The organism is Rhodococcus sp. ARP2 (assembly GCF_001029585.1).
Taxonomy (GTDB): domain Bacteria; phylum Actinomycetota; class Actinomycetes; order Mycobacteriales; family Mycobacteriaceae; genus Rhodococcus_F; species Rhodococcus_F erythropolis.
Map to the genome: position 1 here is coordinate 16,635 of NZ_LEKE01000032.1, position 15,364 is coordinate 31,998.

The 15,364-nt window shown below is 61.0% G+C and carries 26 protein-coding genes; all 26 read left to right on the forward strand.

Annotated elements, in window-relative coordinates:
• The 26 genes from rplP (at position 1) to ABX74_RS07595 (ending at position 14,897) form a co-directional block, all read left to right on the forward strand.
• Positions 1 to 417 carry a 50S ribosomal protein L16 gene (gene rplP / locus ABX74_RS07465; RefSeq protein ID WP_003940899.1) on the forward strand — a complete coding sequence of 139 codons (417 nt, stop codon included), beginning with the start codon at positions 1 to 3 and terminating at the stop codon, positions 415 to 417.
• A complete protein-coding gene (rpmC, locus tag ABX74_RS07470; RefSeq protein WP_003940734.1) occupies positions 417 to 653 on the forward strand; it encodes a 50S ribosomal protein L29 in 237 nt (78 codons plus the stop codon). Before rplP ends, rpmC begins: the two co-directional genes overlap by 1 nt.
• On the forward strand, positions 650 to 931 hold the full coding sequence (gene rpsQ / locus ABX74_RS07475) for a 30S ribosomal protein S17 (RefSeq protein ID WP_003941020.1): 282 nt from the start codon (positions 650 to 652) through the stop codon (positions 929 to 931). Before rpmC ends, rpsQ begins: the two co-directional genes overlap by 4 nt.
• 337 nt (positions 932 to 1,268) lie before the next feature.
• Positions 1,269 to 1,637, forward strand: coding sequence for a 50S ribosomal protein L14 (rplN, locus tag ABX74_RS07480; RefSeq protein WP_003940951.1), 369 nt, complete (start codon positions 1,269 to 1,271; stop codon positions 1,635 to 1,637).
• On the forward strand, positions 1,637 to 1,954 hold the full coding sequence (gene rplX, locus ABX74_RS07485; RefSeq protein ID WP_003941019.1) for a 50S ribosomal protein L24: 318 nt from the start codon (positions 1,637 to 1,639) through the stop codon (positions 1,952 to 1,954). Before rplN ends, rplX begins: the two co-directional genes overlap by 1 nt.
• 1 nt (position 1,955) lies before the next feature.
• Positions 1,956 to 2,522, forward strand: a complete 567-nt coding sequence (gene rplE, locus ABX74_RS07490; protein WP_003940924.1) for a 50S ribosomal protein L5 — start codon at positions 1,956 to 1,958, stop codon at positions 2,520 to 2,522.
• Between the two features lie 4 nt (positions 2,523 to 2,526).
• Positions 2,527 to 2,712, forward strand: a complete 186-nt coding sequence (locus ABX74_RS07495; protein ID WP_003940698.1) for a type Z 30S ribosomal protein S14 — start codon at positions 2,527 to 2,529, stop codon at positions 2,710 to 2,712.
• A gap of 452 nt (positions 2,713 to 3,164) precedes the next feature.
• Positions 3,165 to 3,563, forward strand: a complete 399-nt coding sequence (rpsH, locus tag ABX74_RS07505) for a 30S ribosomal protein S8 (RefSeq protein WP_003940873.1) — start codon at positions 3,165 to 3,167, stop codon at positions 3,561 to 3,563.
• 14 nt (positions 3,564 to 3,577) lie between these two features.
• Complete coding sequence (gene rplF, locus ABX74_RS07510) at positions 3,578 to 4,117, forward strand: 50S ribosomal protein L6 (protein WP_003940970.1); 540 nt, start codon at positions 3,578 to 3,580, stop codon at positions 4,115 to 4,117.
• Position 4,118: 1 nt separating this feature from the next.
• The gene (gene rplR / locus ABX74_RS07515; protein ID WP_003940996.1) at positions 4,119 to 4,526 is read left to right on the forward strand and encodes a 50S ribosomal protein L18; all 408 of its coding nucleotides are present in this window, start codon (positions 4,119 to 4,121) and stop codon (positions 4,524 to 4,526) included.
• A 31-nt stretch (positions 4,527 to 4,557) separates the two neighbouring features.
• On the forward strand, positions 4,558 to 5,229 hold the full coding sequence (gene rpsE, locus ABX74_RS07520; RefSeq protein ID WP_003940718.1) for a 30S ribosomal protein S5: 672 nt from the start codon (positions 4,558 to 4,560) through the stop codon (positions 5,227 to 5,229).
• Positions 5,229 to 5,408, forward strand: a complete 180-nt coding sequence (rpmD, locus tag ABX74_RS07525; protein ID WP_003940751.1) for a 50S ribosomal protein L30 — start codon at positions 5,229 to 5,231, stop codon at positions 5,406 to 5,408. The genes rpsE and rpmD overlap by 1 nt, the downstream gene beginning before the upstream one ends.
• A gap of 2 nt (positions 5,409 to 5,410) precedes the next feature.
• Entirely contained in the window at positions 5,411 to 5,854 is a 444-nt protein-coding gene (rplO, locus tag ABX74_RS07530) for a 50S ribosomal protein L15 (protein WP_019747555.1), read from the forward strand.
• Positions 5,855 to 6,111: 257 nt separating this feature from the next.
• Entirely contained in the window at positions 6,112 to 7,431 is a 1,320-nt protein-coding gene (gene secY / locus ABX74_RS07535) for a preprotein translocase subunit SecY (protein ID WP_047888605.1), read from the forward strand.
• Positions 7,428 to 7,973 carry an adenylate kinase gene (locus tag ABX74_RS07540; protein WP_003940868.1) on the forward strand — a complete coding sequence of 182 codons (546 nt, stop codon included), beginning with the start codon at positions 7,428 to 7,430 and terminating at the stop codon, positions 7,971 to 7,973. Before secY ends, ABX74_RS07540 begins: the two co-directional genes overlap by 4 nt.
• Positions 7,973 to 8,770, forward strand: coding sequence for a type I methionyl aminopeptidase (gene map, locus ABX74_RS07545; protein WP_003940806.1), 798 nt, complete (start codon positions 7,973 to 7,975; stop codon positions 8,768 to 8,770). The genes ABX74_RS07540 and map overlap by 1 nt, the downstream gene beginning before the upstream one ends.
• 313 nt (positions 8,771 to 9,083) lie before the next feature.
• Positions 9,084 to 9,305: a translation initiation factor IF-1 gene (gene infA / locus ABX74_RS07550; RefSeq protein WP_003418601.1), complete on the forward strand. Its 222-nt coding sequence runs from the start codon at positions 9,084 to 9,086 to the stop codon at positions 9,303 to 9,305.
• A gap of 90 nt (positions 9,306 to 9,395) precedes the next feature.
• Positions 9,396 to 9,509 carry a 50S ribosomal protein L36 gene (gene rpmJ / locus ABX74_RS29860; RefSeq protein ID WP_003938068.1) on the forward strand — a complete coding sequence of 38 codons (114 nt, stop codon included), beginning with the start codon at positions 9,396 to 9,398 and terminating at the stop codon, positions 9,507 to 9,509.
• A 250-nt stretch (positions 9,510 to 9,759) separates the two neighbouring features.
• Positions 9,760 to 10,134 (forward strand): 30S ribosomal protein S13, encoded by a 375-nt coding sequence (rpsM, locus tag ABX74_RS07560; protein ID WP_003940834.1) that lies wholly within the window; start codon positions 9,760 to 9,762, stop codon positions 10,132 to 10,134.
• Positions 10,134 to 10,547, forward strand: coding sequence for a 30S ribosomal protein S11 (gene rpsK, locus ABX74_RS07565; RefSeq protein ID WP_003940683.1), 414 nt, complete (start codon positions 10,134 to 10,136; stop codon positions 10,545 to 10,547). Before rpsM ends, rpsK begins: the two co-directional genes overlap by 1 nt.
• Positions 10,548 to 10,569: 22 nt before the next feature.
• Positions 10,570 to 11,175: a 30S ribosomal protein S4 gene (gene rpsD, locus ABX74_RS07570; RefSeq protein ID WP_003940769.1), complete on the forward strand. Its 606-nt coding sequence runs from the start codon at positions 10,570 to 10,572 to the stop codon at positions 11,173 to 11,175.
• A gap of 120 nt (positions 11,176 to 11,295) precedes the next feature.
• Positions 11,296 to 12,357, forward strand: coding sequence for a DNA-directed RNA polymerase subunit alpha (locus ABX74_RS07575; protein WP_003941016.1), 1,062 nt, complete (start codon positions 11,296 to 11,298; stop codon positions 12,355 to 12,357).
• A 29-nt stretch (positions 12,358 to 12,386) separates the two neighbouring features.
• Positions 12,387 to 12,944, forward strand: coding sequence for a 50S ribosomal protein L17 (rplQ, locus tag ABX74_RS07580; RefSeq protein ID WP_020906897.1), 558 nt, complete (start codon positions 12,387 to 12,389; stop codon positions 12,942 to 12,944).
• A 6-nt stretch (positions 12,945 to 12,950) separates the two neighbouring features.
• Positions 12,951 to 13,835: a tRNA pseudouridine(38-40) synthase TruA gene (truA, locus tag ABX74_RS07585; RefSeq protein WP_047888525.1), complete on the forward strand. Its 885-nt coding sequence runs from the start codon at positions 12,951 to 12,953 to the stop codon at positions 13,833 to 13,835.
• Between the two features lie 345 nt (positions 13,836 to 14,180).
• Positions 14,181 to 14,570: a hypothetical protein gene (locus ABX74_RS30155; RefSeq protein ID WP_144419557.1), complete on the forward strand. Its 390-nt coding sequence runs from the start codon at positions 14,181 to 14,183 to the stop codon at positions 14,568 to 14,570.
• 33 nt (positions 14,571 to 14,603) lie between these two features.
• On the forward strand, positions 14,604 to 14,897 hold the full coding sequence (locus ABX74_RS07595; RefSeq protein WP_053061987.1) for a DUF5319 family protein: 294 nt from the start codon (positions 14,604 to 14,606) through the stop codon (positions 14,895 to 14,897).
• Positions 14,898 to 15,364 lie beyond the last annotated feature (467 nt).

The window sequence follows — 15,364 nt, forward strand, 5'->3', positions numbered from 1 at the left end:
ATGTTGATCCCACGGCGGGTCAAGCACCGCAAGCAGCACCACCCGAGCCGTTCGGGTGCCGCCAAGGGCGGTACCCAGGTGACCTTCGGTGACTACGGCATCCAGGCTCTCGAGCCTGCCTACATCACCAACCGGCAGATCGAGTCCGCTCGTATCGCCATGACTCGGCACATCAAGCGTGGCGGCAAGATCTGGATCAACATCTTCCCGGATCGCCCCCTCACGAAGAAGCCGGCCGAAACCCGAATGGGTTCCGGTAAGGGTTCGCCCGAGTGGTGGATTGCCAACGTCAAGCCCGGACGCGTTCTGTTCGAGATGACATACCCCAACGAGGAGATTGCTCGTGAGGCCCTGCGCCGCGCGATGCACAAGCTCCCGTGCAAGTGCCGGATCGTGACCAGAGAGGAGCAGTTCTGATGGCTACTGGAACCCCAGCAGCAGAGCTCCGCGAGCTCAGTGAAGACGAGCTGGTCACCCGGCTCCGTGAGTCGAAGGAAGAGCTTTTCAACCTTCGTTTCCAGATGGCTACCGGCCAGATGGACAACAACCGACGACTGCGCACCGTTCGTCACGAGATCGCGCGCATCTACACCGTCCTGCGTGAGCGTGAGCTCGGACTCGCTGTGGGTCCGGATGCAGGTGACGCGGCATGAGTGAGGAAAAAGCAGTGAGCACAGAAGAGCGCGCGAGCCGTAAGGTCCGTGTCGGATACGTCGTGTCCGACAAGATGGAAAAGACGATCGTGGTCGAGCTCGAAGACCGCGTCAAGCACAAGCTCTACGGCAAGATCATCCGCCGTACGACCAAGGTGAAGGCGCACGACGAGAACGGCGTTGCCGGCGTCGGCGACCGCGTTCAGCTGATGGAAACCCGTCCGCTGTCCGCGACGAAGCACTGGCGTCTGGTCGAGGTCCTCGAAAAGGCCAAGTAAGCCTGATCGAATCCTCGAGCTGATCGAGTATCACCGAATGGCCCGCTTCCCCTTGGGGGAGTGGGCCATTCGGCTTTCCGGGGGCTTTCCGAGCGAAGGGTTCGAGTTGCGTCGAGTACGGCTGATTTGGTATTCGGTGAACCCTTCCCTACAATAGAACGGTTGCCTGTGGCAGAGGTGTGTCTTCACGTGCGCAGCTCGAACGGTGCTTGCAGTGATCGTCTCCCGACGTCAGTCGGTGGGACTGCAGCTCAGACACGACGCAGGTGGCAACAATGACCGCGCGCACCGGGTCGGTAATCCGTTGCGCACGAAATTCCAGGTCTAGGGAGATCAAGTGATTCAGCAGGAGTCGCGAGTTCGCGTCGCTGATAACACGGGTGCCAAGGAAATCCTTTGCATCCGCGTTCTCGGCGGTTCGTCACGTCGCTACGCCGGGATCGGTGACGTCATCGTCGCCACCGTCAAGGACGCAATCCCCGGTGGAAACATCAAGAAGGGTGAGGTCGTCAAGGCCGTCATCGTTCGCACGACCAAGGAGCGCCGTCGTCCGGACGGTTCCTACATCAAGTTCGACGAGAACGCTGCAGTGCTCATCAAGGCTGACAGTGATCCCCGTGGAACCCGCATCTTCGGACCCGTCGGCCGTGAGCTGCGCGAGAAGAAGTTCATGAAGATCGTTTCGCTTGCCCCGGAGGTGCTGTGATGAAGGTGCACAAGGGTGACACCGTTCTGGTCATCGCCGGCAAGGACAAGGGCGCGAAGGGCAAGGTCATTCAGGCCTACCCCGCGACCGACAAGGTCCTCGTCGAAGGCGTGAACCGAATCAAGAAGCACACCGCGGTTTCCGCGAACGAGCGCGGAGCATCCTCCGGCGGCATCGTCACGCAGGAAGCCCCGATCCACGTTTCCAACGTTGCAGTCGTCGACTCGGACGGAAACCCCACCCGCGTGGGCTACCGCACCGACGAAGAGTCCGGCAAGCGCGTTCGGATTTCCCGGAAGAACGGGAAGGACATCTGACATGACCTCCACCGAAAACAAGGTCCAGCCGCGCCTCAAGGCACGCTACCGCGCTGAGATCAAGGACGCGCTCAACAGCGAGTTCGACTACTCGAACGTCATGCAGATCCCCGGCGTGGTCAAGGTTGTCGTCAACATGGGCGTCGGCGACGCTGCCCGTGACGCCAAGCTGATCAACGGCGCTGTCCATGACCTGTCGCTGATCACGGGCCAGAAGCCCGAGATCCGCAAGGCACGTAAGTCCATCGCGCAGTTCAAGCTCCGCGAAGGTATGCCCATCGGCGCACGCGTCACCCTCCGTGGTGACCGCATGTGGGAGTTCCTGGACCGCCTCGTGTCTGTCGCTCTGCCCCGTATCCGCGACTTCCGCGGTCTCTCGGGCAACCAGTTCGACGGCAACGGCAACTACACGTTCGGCCTCAACGAGCAGTCGATGTTCCACGAGATCGACGTGGACAAGATCGATCGCCCCCGCGGTATGGACATCACCGTCGTGACCACCGCAACCAACAACGAAGAAGGCCGTGCACTGCTCAAGCACCTCGGCTTCCCGTTCAAGGAGAACTGAGCGCATGGCTAAGAAGGCATTGGTCAACAAGGCCAACAAGAAGCCCAAGTTCGCGGTTCGCGCCTACACCCGCTGCCAGCGGTGCGGTCGCCCGCACTCGGTGTTCCGCAAGTTCGGCTTGTGCCGTATCTGCGTTCGCGAGATGGCTCACGCCGGCGAGCTTCCCGGAGTTCGCAAGAGCTCTTGGTGATCTGAGGCCCTCGGGCTTCGTCACACCACGCATGTGAATGGACGTGGGTTCCTTTGGAACCCACGTCCATTCGTGGTTTCCATCGAGTTGTGTATCGCGCCGATCCTGAAAAGAACTGTCGCGCTGCGACTCTGGTTGAAAGCGATCATCGTTCGTCGATGTCGTTCTTCGGTGACGAACGAGCAGTTCAGATTTCGGGGTGCGTCGATACCTTCCCGATCAGCGACCTTCGGGTGGCGGTGGGGGAGCCGACGTGGCATCCCGGTGGACACCTGCGCCAAAGTTCCCTACACTAGAGCGGTTGCCGTGGCTGACGCATGCGTTCAGCTCGGTGCGGTAACTTACGCCGTCTGACACAAGTCGGACGGCCCAGCCGAATTGCTGGAGGCCCACGATCGGATTCGTCCGGTGTTGCATGGGAACCACAGCGAGAAAGGTGTCGAGGTCGACCTATGACCATGACTGACCCCATCGCAGACTTCTTGACGCGTCTGCGCAACGCCAACACGGCGTACCACGATGAGGTGAAGCTTCCCCACTCGAAGATCAAGGCGAACATCGCCGAGATCCTCAAGCGCGAGGGCTACATCTCCGATTTCCGTACCGAAGACGCAGAGGTCGGCAAGACCCTCATCGTCGATCTGAAGTACGGTCCCAGCCGCGAGCGTAGCCTCGCCGGCGTGCGTCGCGTTTCCAAGCCCGGTCTCCGGGTTTACGCGAAGTCCACCAACCTGCCCAAGGTCCTCGGAGGCCTCGGCGTGGCCATCATCTCCACGTCGTCCGGTCTGCTCACCGATCGCCAGGCGGCCAATCAAGGAGTAGGCGGGGAAGTCCTCGCCTACGTCTGGTAAGGGAGGCCACCACAATGTCGCGTATTGGAAAGATTCCGGTCACCGTCCCCGCGGGCGTTGACGTCACGATCAGCGGCCAGGATGTCACCGTCAAGGGGCCCAAGGGCACCCTCGCGCTGACCATCTCCGAGCCCATCGCAATCGAAAAGGCAGAGGACGGCTCGCTGAGCGTCACGCGCCCCGACGACGAGCGTCGTAGCCGCGCGCTGCACGGTCTGTCGCGGACCCTGGTTGCGAACATCATCACCGGTGTCACCGAGGGTTACACGAAGAAGATGGAGATCCACGGTGTTGGTTACCGTGTGGCACTGAAGGGCAAGGACCTCGAGTTCGCGCTCGGCTTCAGCCACCCGGTGCCGATCGAGGCTCCTGAAGGCATCACCTTCGTCGTCGAGTCGCCCACCCGGTTCTCGGTGTCCGGCATCGACAAGCAGAAGGTCGGGCAGATCTCGGCCAACATCCGTCGTCTCCGTCGTCCGGACCCGTACAAGGGTAAGGGCGTGCGTTACGAGGGTGAGCAGATCCGCCGCAAGGTCGGAAAGACGGGTAAGTGATATGAGCCAGACTGCAAACCAGAAAGCCAAGCGGATTCCGCTGGGCAAGGATGCGTCCACCAAGCGTCGTCTCTCGAAGACGCGTCGTCACTTCCGTCTCCGCAAGAAGGTCTCCGGCACGCCCGAGCGTCCCCGCTTGGTCGTCAACCGGTCCTCGCGCCACATCCACGTCCAGCTCGTGGACGACCTGGCCGGCCACACCCTGGCCTCCGCGTCGACCATCGAAGCAGACGTGCGCGTGGCAGAAGGCGACAAGAAGGCTGCGAGCGCGAAGGTCGGTCAGCTGATCGCCGAGCGCGCCAAGGCTGCCGGCGTGGAAGCAGTTGTCTTCGACCACGGCGGACACGGCTACCACGGTCGCATCGCGGCCCTGGCAGACGCGGCTCGCGAAGGCGGGTTGAAGTTCTGATGACCAACATTTTCAACGGAAGGACAGCCTGATGCCGGGACGTCAAAGGCGTGACGGCGGAAGCGGACCCGCCGGACAGAATGGCCCCAACAGCGGTGACAACAGCAACGCTCGTGGGGACAACCGTGGTGGCGGCCGTGACCGTCGCGACGGTGGCCGTGGCGGAAACGCTGCGGAGAAGTCACAGTTCATCGAGCGCGTTGTCACGATCAACCGCGTTTCCAAGGTCGTCAAGGGTGGTCGTCGCTTCAGCTTCACCGCTCTGGTGATCGTCGGAGACGGCAACGGACTGGTCGGCGTCGGCTACGGAAAGGCCAAGGAAGTTCCCGCGGCCATCCAGAAGGGTGTCGAGGAGGCTCGCAAGAGCTTCTTCCGCGTCCCGATGATCGCCAACACCATCACTCACCCCGTTCAGGGTGAGGCTGCTGCCGGCATCGTCATGCTTCGCCCGGCAAGCCCCGGTACCGGTGTTATCGCCGGTGGCGCTGTGCGCGCCGTGCTGGAGTGCGCTGGTATCGCGGACATCCTGTCGAAGTCGCTCGGTAGCGACAACGCCATCAACGTCGTGCATGCGACCGTTGCTGCGCTCAAGGGTCTGCAGCGTCCCGAGGAAGTTGCGGCTCGCCGCGGCCTCACCCTCGAAGAGGTTGCACCCGCCGGCATGCTTCGCGCTCGCGCACAGGCTGCTGGGAGTGTGAAGTAATGGCAGATCTCAAGGTCACTCAGATCAAGAGCATCATCGGGACCAAGCAGAACCAGAAGGATTCTCTGCGCACGCTCGGTCTCAAGGGCATCCGTCAGACCGTTGTTCGTGAGGACAACGCACAGAACCGCGGTCTGATCAACGTGGTGCGCCACCTCGTAACAGTTGAGGAGGTCTAACCATGACCATCAAACTGCACCACCTGCGCCCCGCTCCGGGATCCAAGTCCAACAAGATTCGTGTTGGACGCGGTGAGGGCGGCAAGCGTGGTAAGACCGCAGGTCGCGGTACCAAGGGCACCAAGGCACGTAACACTGTGCGCGTGGGCTTCGAGGGTGGACAGATGCCGCTTCACATGCGTCTGCCCAAGCTCAAGGGCTTCACGAACCCGTTCCGCACCGAGTACCAGGTCGTCAATGTCGGCGACATCGCCCGTCTGTTCCCCGAAGGTGGAGCAATCACGGTCGAGGATCTCGTTGCCAAGGGCGCAGTCCGCAAGAACCAGCTCGTCAAGGTTCTGGGCGACGGCGAACTGACAGTTGCCGTTCAGGTGACCGTCGACAAGTTCACCGGTTCCGCCAAGGAAAAGATTGCTGCTGCCGGTGGTTCCGCCACCGAGCTGTGAGTAATCACGCGTAGCTAGTCCGATGGCCGCAGCGCAGCGTTTGCTGCGCTGCGGCCATCGGCGTCTACCAGGTCTTGTCACAGATTGGTCGTGCATGCCTCGGATGGGCCAGTATTCTGGTCACCGAGTGGCAAATGTATCTTCGGCTTACCCGGTTTTCGTGGTCTGCCCGCTTAGTTCCCAAATGCTCACTGTTAGAGTTCAAAAGTTCGACAGGTCAAACGATCTGTCTCCCTACCGTCGTGCCAGGAGGATCTTTGCTTTCCGCCTTCGTCTCGGCCCTCAGGACCCCAGACCTGAGGCGGAAGATCCTCTTCACCCTCGGCTTGGTGGCTCTGTATCGGGTCGGCGCTCTCATTCCGTCCCCAGGTGTCGACTACGGCCGCGTGCGTCAGTGCATCGATATCGCCAACTCCGGTGACTCAGCAGGTATCTACTCGCTGATCAACCTGTTCTCCGGTGGCGCTCTGCTGCAGATGTCGATCTTTGCGATCGGCATCATGCCGTACATCACGGCAAGCATCATCGTGCAGCTGCTGACCGTGGTGATCCCGAAGTTCGAGGAACTTCGAAAAGAAGGCCAGTCCGGTCAGGCCAAGATGACGCAGTACACGCGTTACCTGTCCATCGCTCTGGCAATCCTGCAGTCGACCGGCATCGTCGCTCTTGCGGCACGCGGACAGTTGCTCCAGGGCTGTGACGACATCATCGCCGACAAGTCGATCTTCGGTCTTGCCATCATCGTGCTGGTCATGACTGCCGGTGCTGCCATGGTCATGTGGTTCGGCGAGGTCATCACCGAACGTGGCGTGGGTAACGGTATGTCGCTCCTCATCTTCGCCGGTATCGCATCGCGTATCCCGAGCGAGGGCAAGTCGATTCTCGACAGCCGCGGTCCACTGGTCTTCGCCTTCGTCTGCCTCGCAGCGCTGTTGATCATCGCCGGTGTCGTCTTCGTCGAGCAGGGTCAGCGCCGGATCCCGGTTCAGTACGCAAAGCGGATGGTCGGACGCAAGATGTACGGCGGATCCTCGACGTACCTGCCTCTGAAGGTGAACCAGGCCGGCGTCATCCCGGTGATCTTCGCGTCTTCACTGCTGTACCTCCCGAACTTGATCGCACAGCTGACTTCGGCCAGTAAAGCGGTCGACCCGAGTTGGTGGCAGCGCCTCATCAACACCTACCTGGTGAACCCGGCCAACCCGGTGTACATCGCGATCTACTTCGGCCTGATCGTCTTCTTCACGTACTTCTACGTCGCCATCACCTTCAATCCCGAAGAGCGCGCCGACGAGATGAAGAAGTTCGGCGGCTTCATCCCCGGTATCCGACCAGGTCAGCCGACCGCGGACTACCTCAACTACGTGCTGAGTCGCATCACCCTTCCGGGTGCGATTTACCTCGGCACCATTGCTGTTCTGCCCAACCTGTTCCTCGACATCGGGAATGGCGGCGGCGCGCAGAACCTGCCGTTCGGTGGCACCGCGGTGCTGATCATGGTCAGCGTCGGCCTGGACACCGTGAAGCAGATCGAGAGTCAGCTAATGCAGCGTAACTATGAAGGGTTCCTCAAGTGAGACTTGTCCTCCTTGGTCCTCCCGGTGCCGGCAAGGGCACCCAGGCCGCTATCTTGTCCGAGAAGTTCGGCGTTCCCCATATCTCCACGGGTGATCTCTTCCGCGCGAACATCGGTCAGGCCACCGCTCTCGGTGTGGAAGCAAAGAAGTACATCGACGCCGGCGAACTCGTACCGAGTTCGATCACCAACGACATGGTGAAGGCTCGCGTCGCAGAGCCGGACGCAGCAAACGGTTTCCTTCTCGACGGATTTCCGCGCTCGGTCGAACAGGCTCAGGCACTCGAGGGAATCTTGAAGGATCTCGACACCAAGCTCGACGGTGTTCTCTCTTTTGTCGTCGACGAGGACATCGTGGTCGAGCGCATGCTCGCCCGCGGTCGTGCAGACGACACCGAGGACGTCATTCGCAACCGACTCCGGGTCTACCGCGACGAGACGTCACCGCTGTTCGATTACTACAAGGACAGCATCGTCTCCGTCGACGCGATCGGCGAGGTCGAAGAAGTCAACGCACGCGCACTGGCAGCGTTGGGTAAGTAATGGTCTTCGGGCGTAAACGCAAGGTTGTTCCGTTCCGCTCCGCGGGCGAACTCGACGCGATGGCTGCTGCCGGTGCGATCGTGGGTTCGGCCCTGGTGGCGGTGCGCGCTGCGGCAAAGCCCGGTGTCAGCACTTTGGAATTGAACGCGGTCGCAGAATCGGTCATTCGTGACGCCGGCGCCGTGCCCTCGTTCCTCGGGTACCACGGCTTCACCGGTTCGATCTGCTCTTCGGTCAACGATCGCGTCGTTCACGGGATCCCCTCAGCCCAGGACATCCTGGCTGAAGGCGACCTCGTTTCCATCGACTGTGGCGCGATCCTCGACGGTTGGCACGGTGACTCTGCCTGGACGTTCGGTGTCGGTGAGATCAGCGTCGCCGATCAGGAACTCAGCGAAGCTACTCGGCTTTCGATGGAAGCCGGGATCGCGGCGATGATCGCCGGTAACCGTCTGACGGATGTTTCGCACGCGATCGAGGTCGGTACTCATGCCGCCGAGAAGTTGCACGGTCGTTCCTACGGCATCGTCGACGGATACGGTGGACACGGAATCGGTCGGGAAATGCACATGGATCCGTTCCTCGCCAATGAAGGTGCCCCGGGTAAGGGTCCTGAACTGGTTGTCGGATCGTGCCTCGCGATCGAGCCGATGCTCACGCTCGGCACCACCGACACGGTGATTCTCGACGATGACTGGACCGTTGTGACGACCGACGGGTCCCGGGCGGCGCACTGGGAACACACTGTCGCTGTGACCGAGGACGGTCCGCGGATTCTGACACTCCGGCCGGAGTAGTTGACGCCGTCGCTGACAAGTGTTGGCAGCGAGCATGATTCACGTTCGAGAAGTCCCAGCCTCATGTCGAGGCTGGGACTTTTTCGATGGGGGAGCGGTGTGCGTCGTCACCCTGACCGGAGGCGCATTTGGCCTGGTCGTTTACATCGCGTAACATGGCTAGGCGGTGCGCTATGCGCGTCGATAGTTCGTGTGCTTACGCCCGGATCGCTCCGGGATCGGGCCCCCGAAGTGCCGACGATCTTTCCATTGCGTGCCAATGTAACGGAAGCCGATGCACGAAGCATGCCAAACCAAACGGATCGCGGAGGATATGGCTAAGAAAGACGGGGCCATCGAGGTCGAAGGACGAGTAGTCGAGCCGCTGCCCAATGCGATGTTCCGCATTGAGCTCGAGAATGGCCACAAGGTCCTCGCCCACATCAGCGGAAAGATGCGTCAGCACTACATTCGCATCCTCCCGGAAGATCGCGTTGTCGTGGAGCTCTCGCCCTACGATTTGTCGCGCGGACGCATCGTTTACCGCTACAAGTAACGAACTTCCCGGACCTGACCTGGGTCAGGGAGAAGTATGTCTGCCGCGGTTCATCGCGGCGGGCTGCGACAAAACAGGAGATCAGAAGACGTGAAGGTTCAGCCGAGCGTCAAGAAGATCTGCGAGAAGTGCAAAGTGATTCGCCGTAACGGTCGAGTCATGGTGATCTGCGAGAACCTGCGTCACAAGCAGCGTCAGGGCTAGATCTAGCTTTTCGAAGATCTGCTTGGCAACAAGCAAAGAAGACCTCCCAGTACCAGCCATTGTTGACGAGACCCCACGCGATCGTTCACCGATCGCCAAGGTCGGACAATGGTTCACCCCCGGCACGGAGGCCGGGGCCCCACTGAGTTAGTTGATGAGATCATCTGCGCCTTCGGGCGTCGGTACTCGGCAAGAGGCACAGGGGAAGGGCTGGGAGCAGACCTCCGCACACCGATAAGGAAATGCCACCATGGCACGTCTCTCTGGTGTTGATCTTCCTCGCGAAAAGCGCATGGAGATCGCACTGACATACATCTACGGCATCGGCCGTACCCGCTCCAAGGAAATCCTTGACGCCACCGGCGTCAGCCCGGATCTCCGGAGCAAGGACCTCTCGGACGAGGACCTGGCAAAGCTCCGCGAGTACATCGAGGAGTCGCTCAAGGTCGAGGGTGACCTTCGCCGCGAGGTTCAAGCCGACATCCGTCGCAAGATCGAGATCGGCTGCTACCAGGGCCTGCGCCACCGTCGTGGTCTGCCCGTGCGTGGTCAGCGCACCAAGACCAACGCCCGTACCCGTAAGGGTCCGAAGCGCACCATTGCCGGCAAGAAGAAGGCGAAGTAATGCCCCCGAAGTCACGTAGCACCGGTCCGAAGAAGACCCAGAAGACGCGTCGCAGGGATAAGAAGAACATCCCGCACGGCGCCGCTCACATCAAGAGCACCTTCAACAACACCATCGTGTCCATCACGGACCCCGCCGGAAATGTTATTTCCTGGGCGTCTTCGGGACACGTCGGCTTCAAGGGTTCGCGTAAGTCGACTCCCTTCGCCGCTCAGCTTGCTGCTGAGAGCGCTGCCCGTAAGGCGCAGGAGCACGGTGTCAAGAAGGTTGACGTCTTCGTCAAGGGACCGGGATCCGGTCGCGAGACCGCAATCCGTTCCCTCCAGGCTGCTGGCCTCGAGGTCGGCACCATTTCCGATGTAACCCCCCAGCCGCACAACGGCTGCCGTCCGCCCAAGCGGCGTCGGGTATAGCGGGAAGGATAGGTAGAAGAAAATGGCACGTTATACCGGACCCATCACCCGCAAGTCGCGTCGTCTGCGCGTCGACCTCGTTGGAGGCGACCAGGCATTCGAGCGTCGCCCGTACCCGCCCGGACAGCACGGCCGCGCGCGTATCAAGGAGAGCGAGTACCTGCTCCAGCTGCAGGAGAAGCAGAAGGCTCGCTTCACCTACGGCGTCATGGAGAAGCAGTTCCGCCTGTACTACAAGGAGGCGAACAACCGCCCCGGCAAGACCGGCGAGAACCTGCTTCGCATCCTCGAGTCGCGTCTCGACAACGTCGTGTACCGCGCAGGCCTCGCTCGCACGCGCCGTCAGGCACGTCAGCTGGTCACGCACGGTCACCTTCTCGTGAACAACAAGAAGGTCGACATCCCGAGCTACCGCGTCTCGCAGTACGACATCATCGATGTCAAGGAGAAGTCGCTCTCCACGCTTCCGTTCCAGGTTGCGCGTGAGACCGTCGGCGATCGCCCGGTTCCCGGGTGGCTGCAGGTTGTCGGCTCGCGTCTGCGGATCCTGGTTCACCAGCTTCCCGAGCGCGCGCAGATCGACATCGCTCTGCAGGAACAGCTCATCGTCGAGTACTACTCGAAGTAAGGCGCTTCGCACCCCGTGAGTGGTTGAGGAGTCTCCGGACTCCTCAACCACTCACAGGGCCGCAGGCCCTTTCCCATCGTGGGCGTCAAATAGTGGACGTCCGTACAGGAGGAAATACCAATGCTCATTTCTCAGCGACCCACGCTGACCGAAGAGGTCATCGCTGATAACCGCTCGAAGTTCGTCATCGAGCCCCTGGAGCCAGGTTTCGGGTACACGCTCGGCAATTCGCTGCGCCGCACGCTGCTCTCGTCGATCCCCGGCGCTGCTGTCACCAGCATCCGTATCGACGGCGTTCTCCACGAGTTCACCACCGTCCCGGGAGTGAAGGAAGATGTCACCGACATCATCCTGAACCTCAAGGGCCTCGTCGTGAACTCCGAAGAGGACGAGCCGGTCACCATGTACGTCCGCAAGCAGGGCCCCGGCGCTGTTACTGCAGGCGACATCGTGCCCCCGGCAGGCGTCACCGTGAACAACCCTGATCTGCACATCGCCACCCTGAACGACAAGGGAAAGCTGGAGATCGAGCTCGTTGTCGAGCGCGGTCGTGGCTACGTCCCCGCCGTCCAGAACAAGGCGTCCGGCGCAGAGATCGGCCGTATCCCGGTCGACTCGATCTACTCGCCGGTGCTCAAGGTCACCTACAAGGTGGAGGCCACTCGCGTCGAACAGCGCACCGACTTCGATCGGCTCGTTCTCGACGTGGAAACGAAGAACTCCATCACCGCACGGGACGCGCTCGCTTCGGCGGGCAAGACCCTGGTTGAGCTCTTCGGCCTGGCCCGTGAGCTGAACGTCGAAGCAGAAGGAATCGAGATCGGACCCTCGCCCGCCGAGGCCGATCACATCGCTTCCTTCGGACTCCCCATCGAGGATCTGGACCTCACGGTCCGCTCCTACAACTGCCTCAAGCGCGAAGGTGTTCACACCGTCGGTGAGCTTGTCGGCCGTACCGAGTCCGATCTGCTCGACATCCGCAACTTCGGACAGAAGTCCATCGACGAGGTCAAGGTCAAGCTGCATTCGCTCGGCCTGTCCCTCAAGGACAGCCCCGCATCCTTCGATCCCACCACCGTTGCCGGCTACGACGCCGCCACCGGAACGTGGAGTGACACTGATGCCGGTTCCTTCGGCGATGCCGAAGGTACCGAGGACTACGCCGAGACCGAACAGCTGTAGCAGCTCAGGTCCTTTACTAGGAGATCATCATGCCCAAGCCCAAGAAGGGTGCCCGCTTCGGCGGGTCGGCTTCCCACCAGAAGGCGATTTTCGCCAATCTGGCTACCGCGCTCTTCGAGCACGGTCGCATTACCACCACCGAGTCCAAGGCCAAGGCACTGCGCCCCTACGCCGAGAAGCTCGTCACGCACGCGAAGGCCGGCACGCTGGCTCACCGTCGTGAGGTGCTGAAGGTCATCCGCAACAAGGATGTCGTTCACACCCTGTTCGCCGAGATCGGCCCGTTCTACGCGGACCGTAACGGTGGATACACCCGCATCATCAAGACGATCCCCCGCAAGGGCGACAACGCTCCGATGGCAATCATCGAGCTCGTCAAGGAAAAGACCGTCACCTCCGAGGCTGACCGCGCTCGTCGCGTCAAGTCCTCGCAGGAAGCTCCCGCCGCAGAGAACGTCGTCGAGGCCGTAGAGGCCGACGCGACCGAGGCTGAGGTCGAGAACGCTGACGCAGTCGTCGAGGCCATCGAGGACGAGACCGCAACTGCGGCCGACGCTCCCGAGGCCGAAGAGGCCAAGAAGGACTAGTCTCCCTTGGTTTCGGCACACGCTGAATCGAACGAGCCCGCCGCCCCCATCGGGGACGGCGGGCTCGTTCGATTGCGGCTGGACATCTCCTACGACGGCACCGACTTCTCGGGCTGGGCCCGTCAAACCGATCTGCGCACCGTGTGCGGTGAGATCGAAGACAAGTTGGGAACGGTACTACGGCAACCGGTTCAGCTGACTGTTGCCGGTCGCACGGACGCCGGCGTTCACGCCACGGGGCAGGTAGCGCACGTCGACGTCCAGGGCGAGTTGCTCCCCGACGATCCGTCGCGACTCGTGCGCAGACTTGCACGCTTCCTGCCCAAGGACGTTCGGGTCAAACAGATCTCGGTGGTTCCGGGTGACTTCGATGCGCGCTTCTCGGCGATGCGACGCTACTACGAGTACCGGGTGACCAACGCGGCATTCGGAGTGGAACCCCTACGCGCGCGCGATACGGTGTCGTACCCCAAACCACTCGATCTCACAGCGATGCAAGAAGCGTCGAATCGGCTTCTGGGCCTGCACAACTTCGCGGCATTCTGCAAGCGTCGAGAAGGCGCTACGACGGTGCGGGAGCTGCAACGCTTCGACTGGGCGCAGGAGGGCACGGTGTTCACGGCGTACGTGAATGCCGATGCGTTCTGCTGGTCGATGGTCCGGAGTCTTGTCGGGGCAGTCCTCTCGGTCGGTGAGGGACGCCGCACCGCCGACTGGTTGGCAGGTTTGCTCGACGAAACGTCGCGGTCGAGTTCGATCCTCGTTGCGCCGGCGCACGGACTTTCGTTGGTTCGCGTGGACTACCCCGACTACTCGGAACTGGCTGCCCGCAACGCGATTACCCGTGAAACTCGCGAGATTCCGTCTTCGGGCGGGTGCTGCGGCGACTGACCGCCTTGATAGAAAATGCCCTCCCACTCTGCGTGGGAGGGCATTTCACGTAGACGACTATCCCGCCAATTGGCGCGCGATGACCAGACGCTGAATCTGATTGGTGCCCTCGAAGATCTGCGTGGTTTTGTAGTACCAGTTGAGCCACATGCGCGGCCGATATTTGCACAGGTCAATGCGTTTGCAAGGGTTGCACCGGTTGCATGGATTACGTCCGCTAGTCCCGCTGCGTCGGGACCAAGCCGGGACCGAGCGTCCCGATTTTCGATGGATACCAGAGCATGAGGTAGCTGTTACTACTCGTCGCTCTGGTTTGATCTGAGGATGAAACGAACCCTATTGCTGATGGTCGCCCCCGCAATCCTGTTGTTGTCTGCATGTTCAGCGAATGAGCCGAGTACAAGTGCGCCCGAAACGTCGAGCAATGCTGTCGCATCAACCACGAGTCAGTCCATTCCCACATCCGATATCGTGCGTTCAAATATTGCGGAGCCGTCGACCTTGTCCAGTGAACCGGTGAGCGGCGACCTGCCGGGTGAGGCTCAGATGTGCAGGGACCTGTTGCAGATGATGGAGCAGTTCCCTGATGCGGACGCCGCGGCGCGTAAGGATTCCCTGACGAAACTCCGTGCCGAGAGTGTCGCATCTGACGAGTGGCAGTTAAAGTCCGAAGAGGAGCAGGCGAGTATGAATCGCGCATTTGACGCAGCAATTGACGGCGAATGCCCGCAGTAACGGCCGGTGCCCCGACTTACGAATTGAGAAACAATGCCGCTTGGTAAGGAAGATGTTCAATCCATTCGAGCCGATCTCGCCGACCTGACGCTCTTCGAAGCGATGCTCAAGCAAAAGGGAATCGATGGACTCATCATTGCCTGCGACGACTGCAATGAGGATCACCGAAATTCTTGGGCCGACTTAATAGGCAACATGATTCGTCTGCTCGCTGGCGAAACCATCGCCCCTGGCCATGGCAGTAGCGACGGGACCTACGTGACTTGGGATTGGTGCCGAGGGTACGCTGCGGCCTACTCGTCGGACGTGCCGCGATATACATCTTGACCGCCAGTCATTGCGCGATGAAAGCCCCCACCTCTCGGAGGTGGGGGCTTTTTGCTGCCTGAAATAGAGAACCCCCGAGGGCTACTCGGGGGTTGATGTGTGGCTGTCTCTCGTTTCTACCGTGATCCCGGGTCATTACCCTCGTGACGATCTGCCCGCGTCTGACGCTCTGTCGGCTTGCTCGGTGAGTCTGTGAGCCACTCTCTTAACTTGTGTTGGAATCGTATCACCGTAAGACGTTGCAAGACAAGCGAAATCGAAATTTAATTGCCCGCACGAAACGGTTGCTTTATCCCGTTGGATACGGTAAATTAATTCTTGTCAGGCCGAGAGGCAAGGCAACAACTCAAGAGAGGAGGTTCGATGAGGACCGATGTGGTCGCTCTCGTCATCGCAGGTGCGAGTCTCGTGCTCCAGGCAATCCAGACCTGGCAGGATCGCAACAAGGACGATGACTAAGTGAGAGG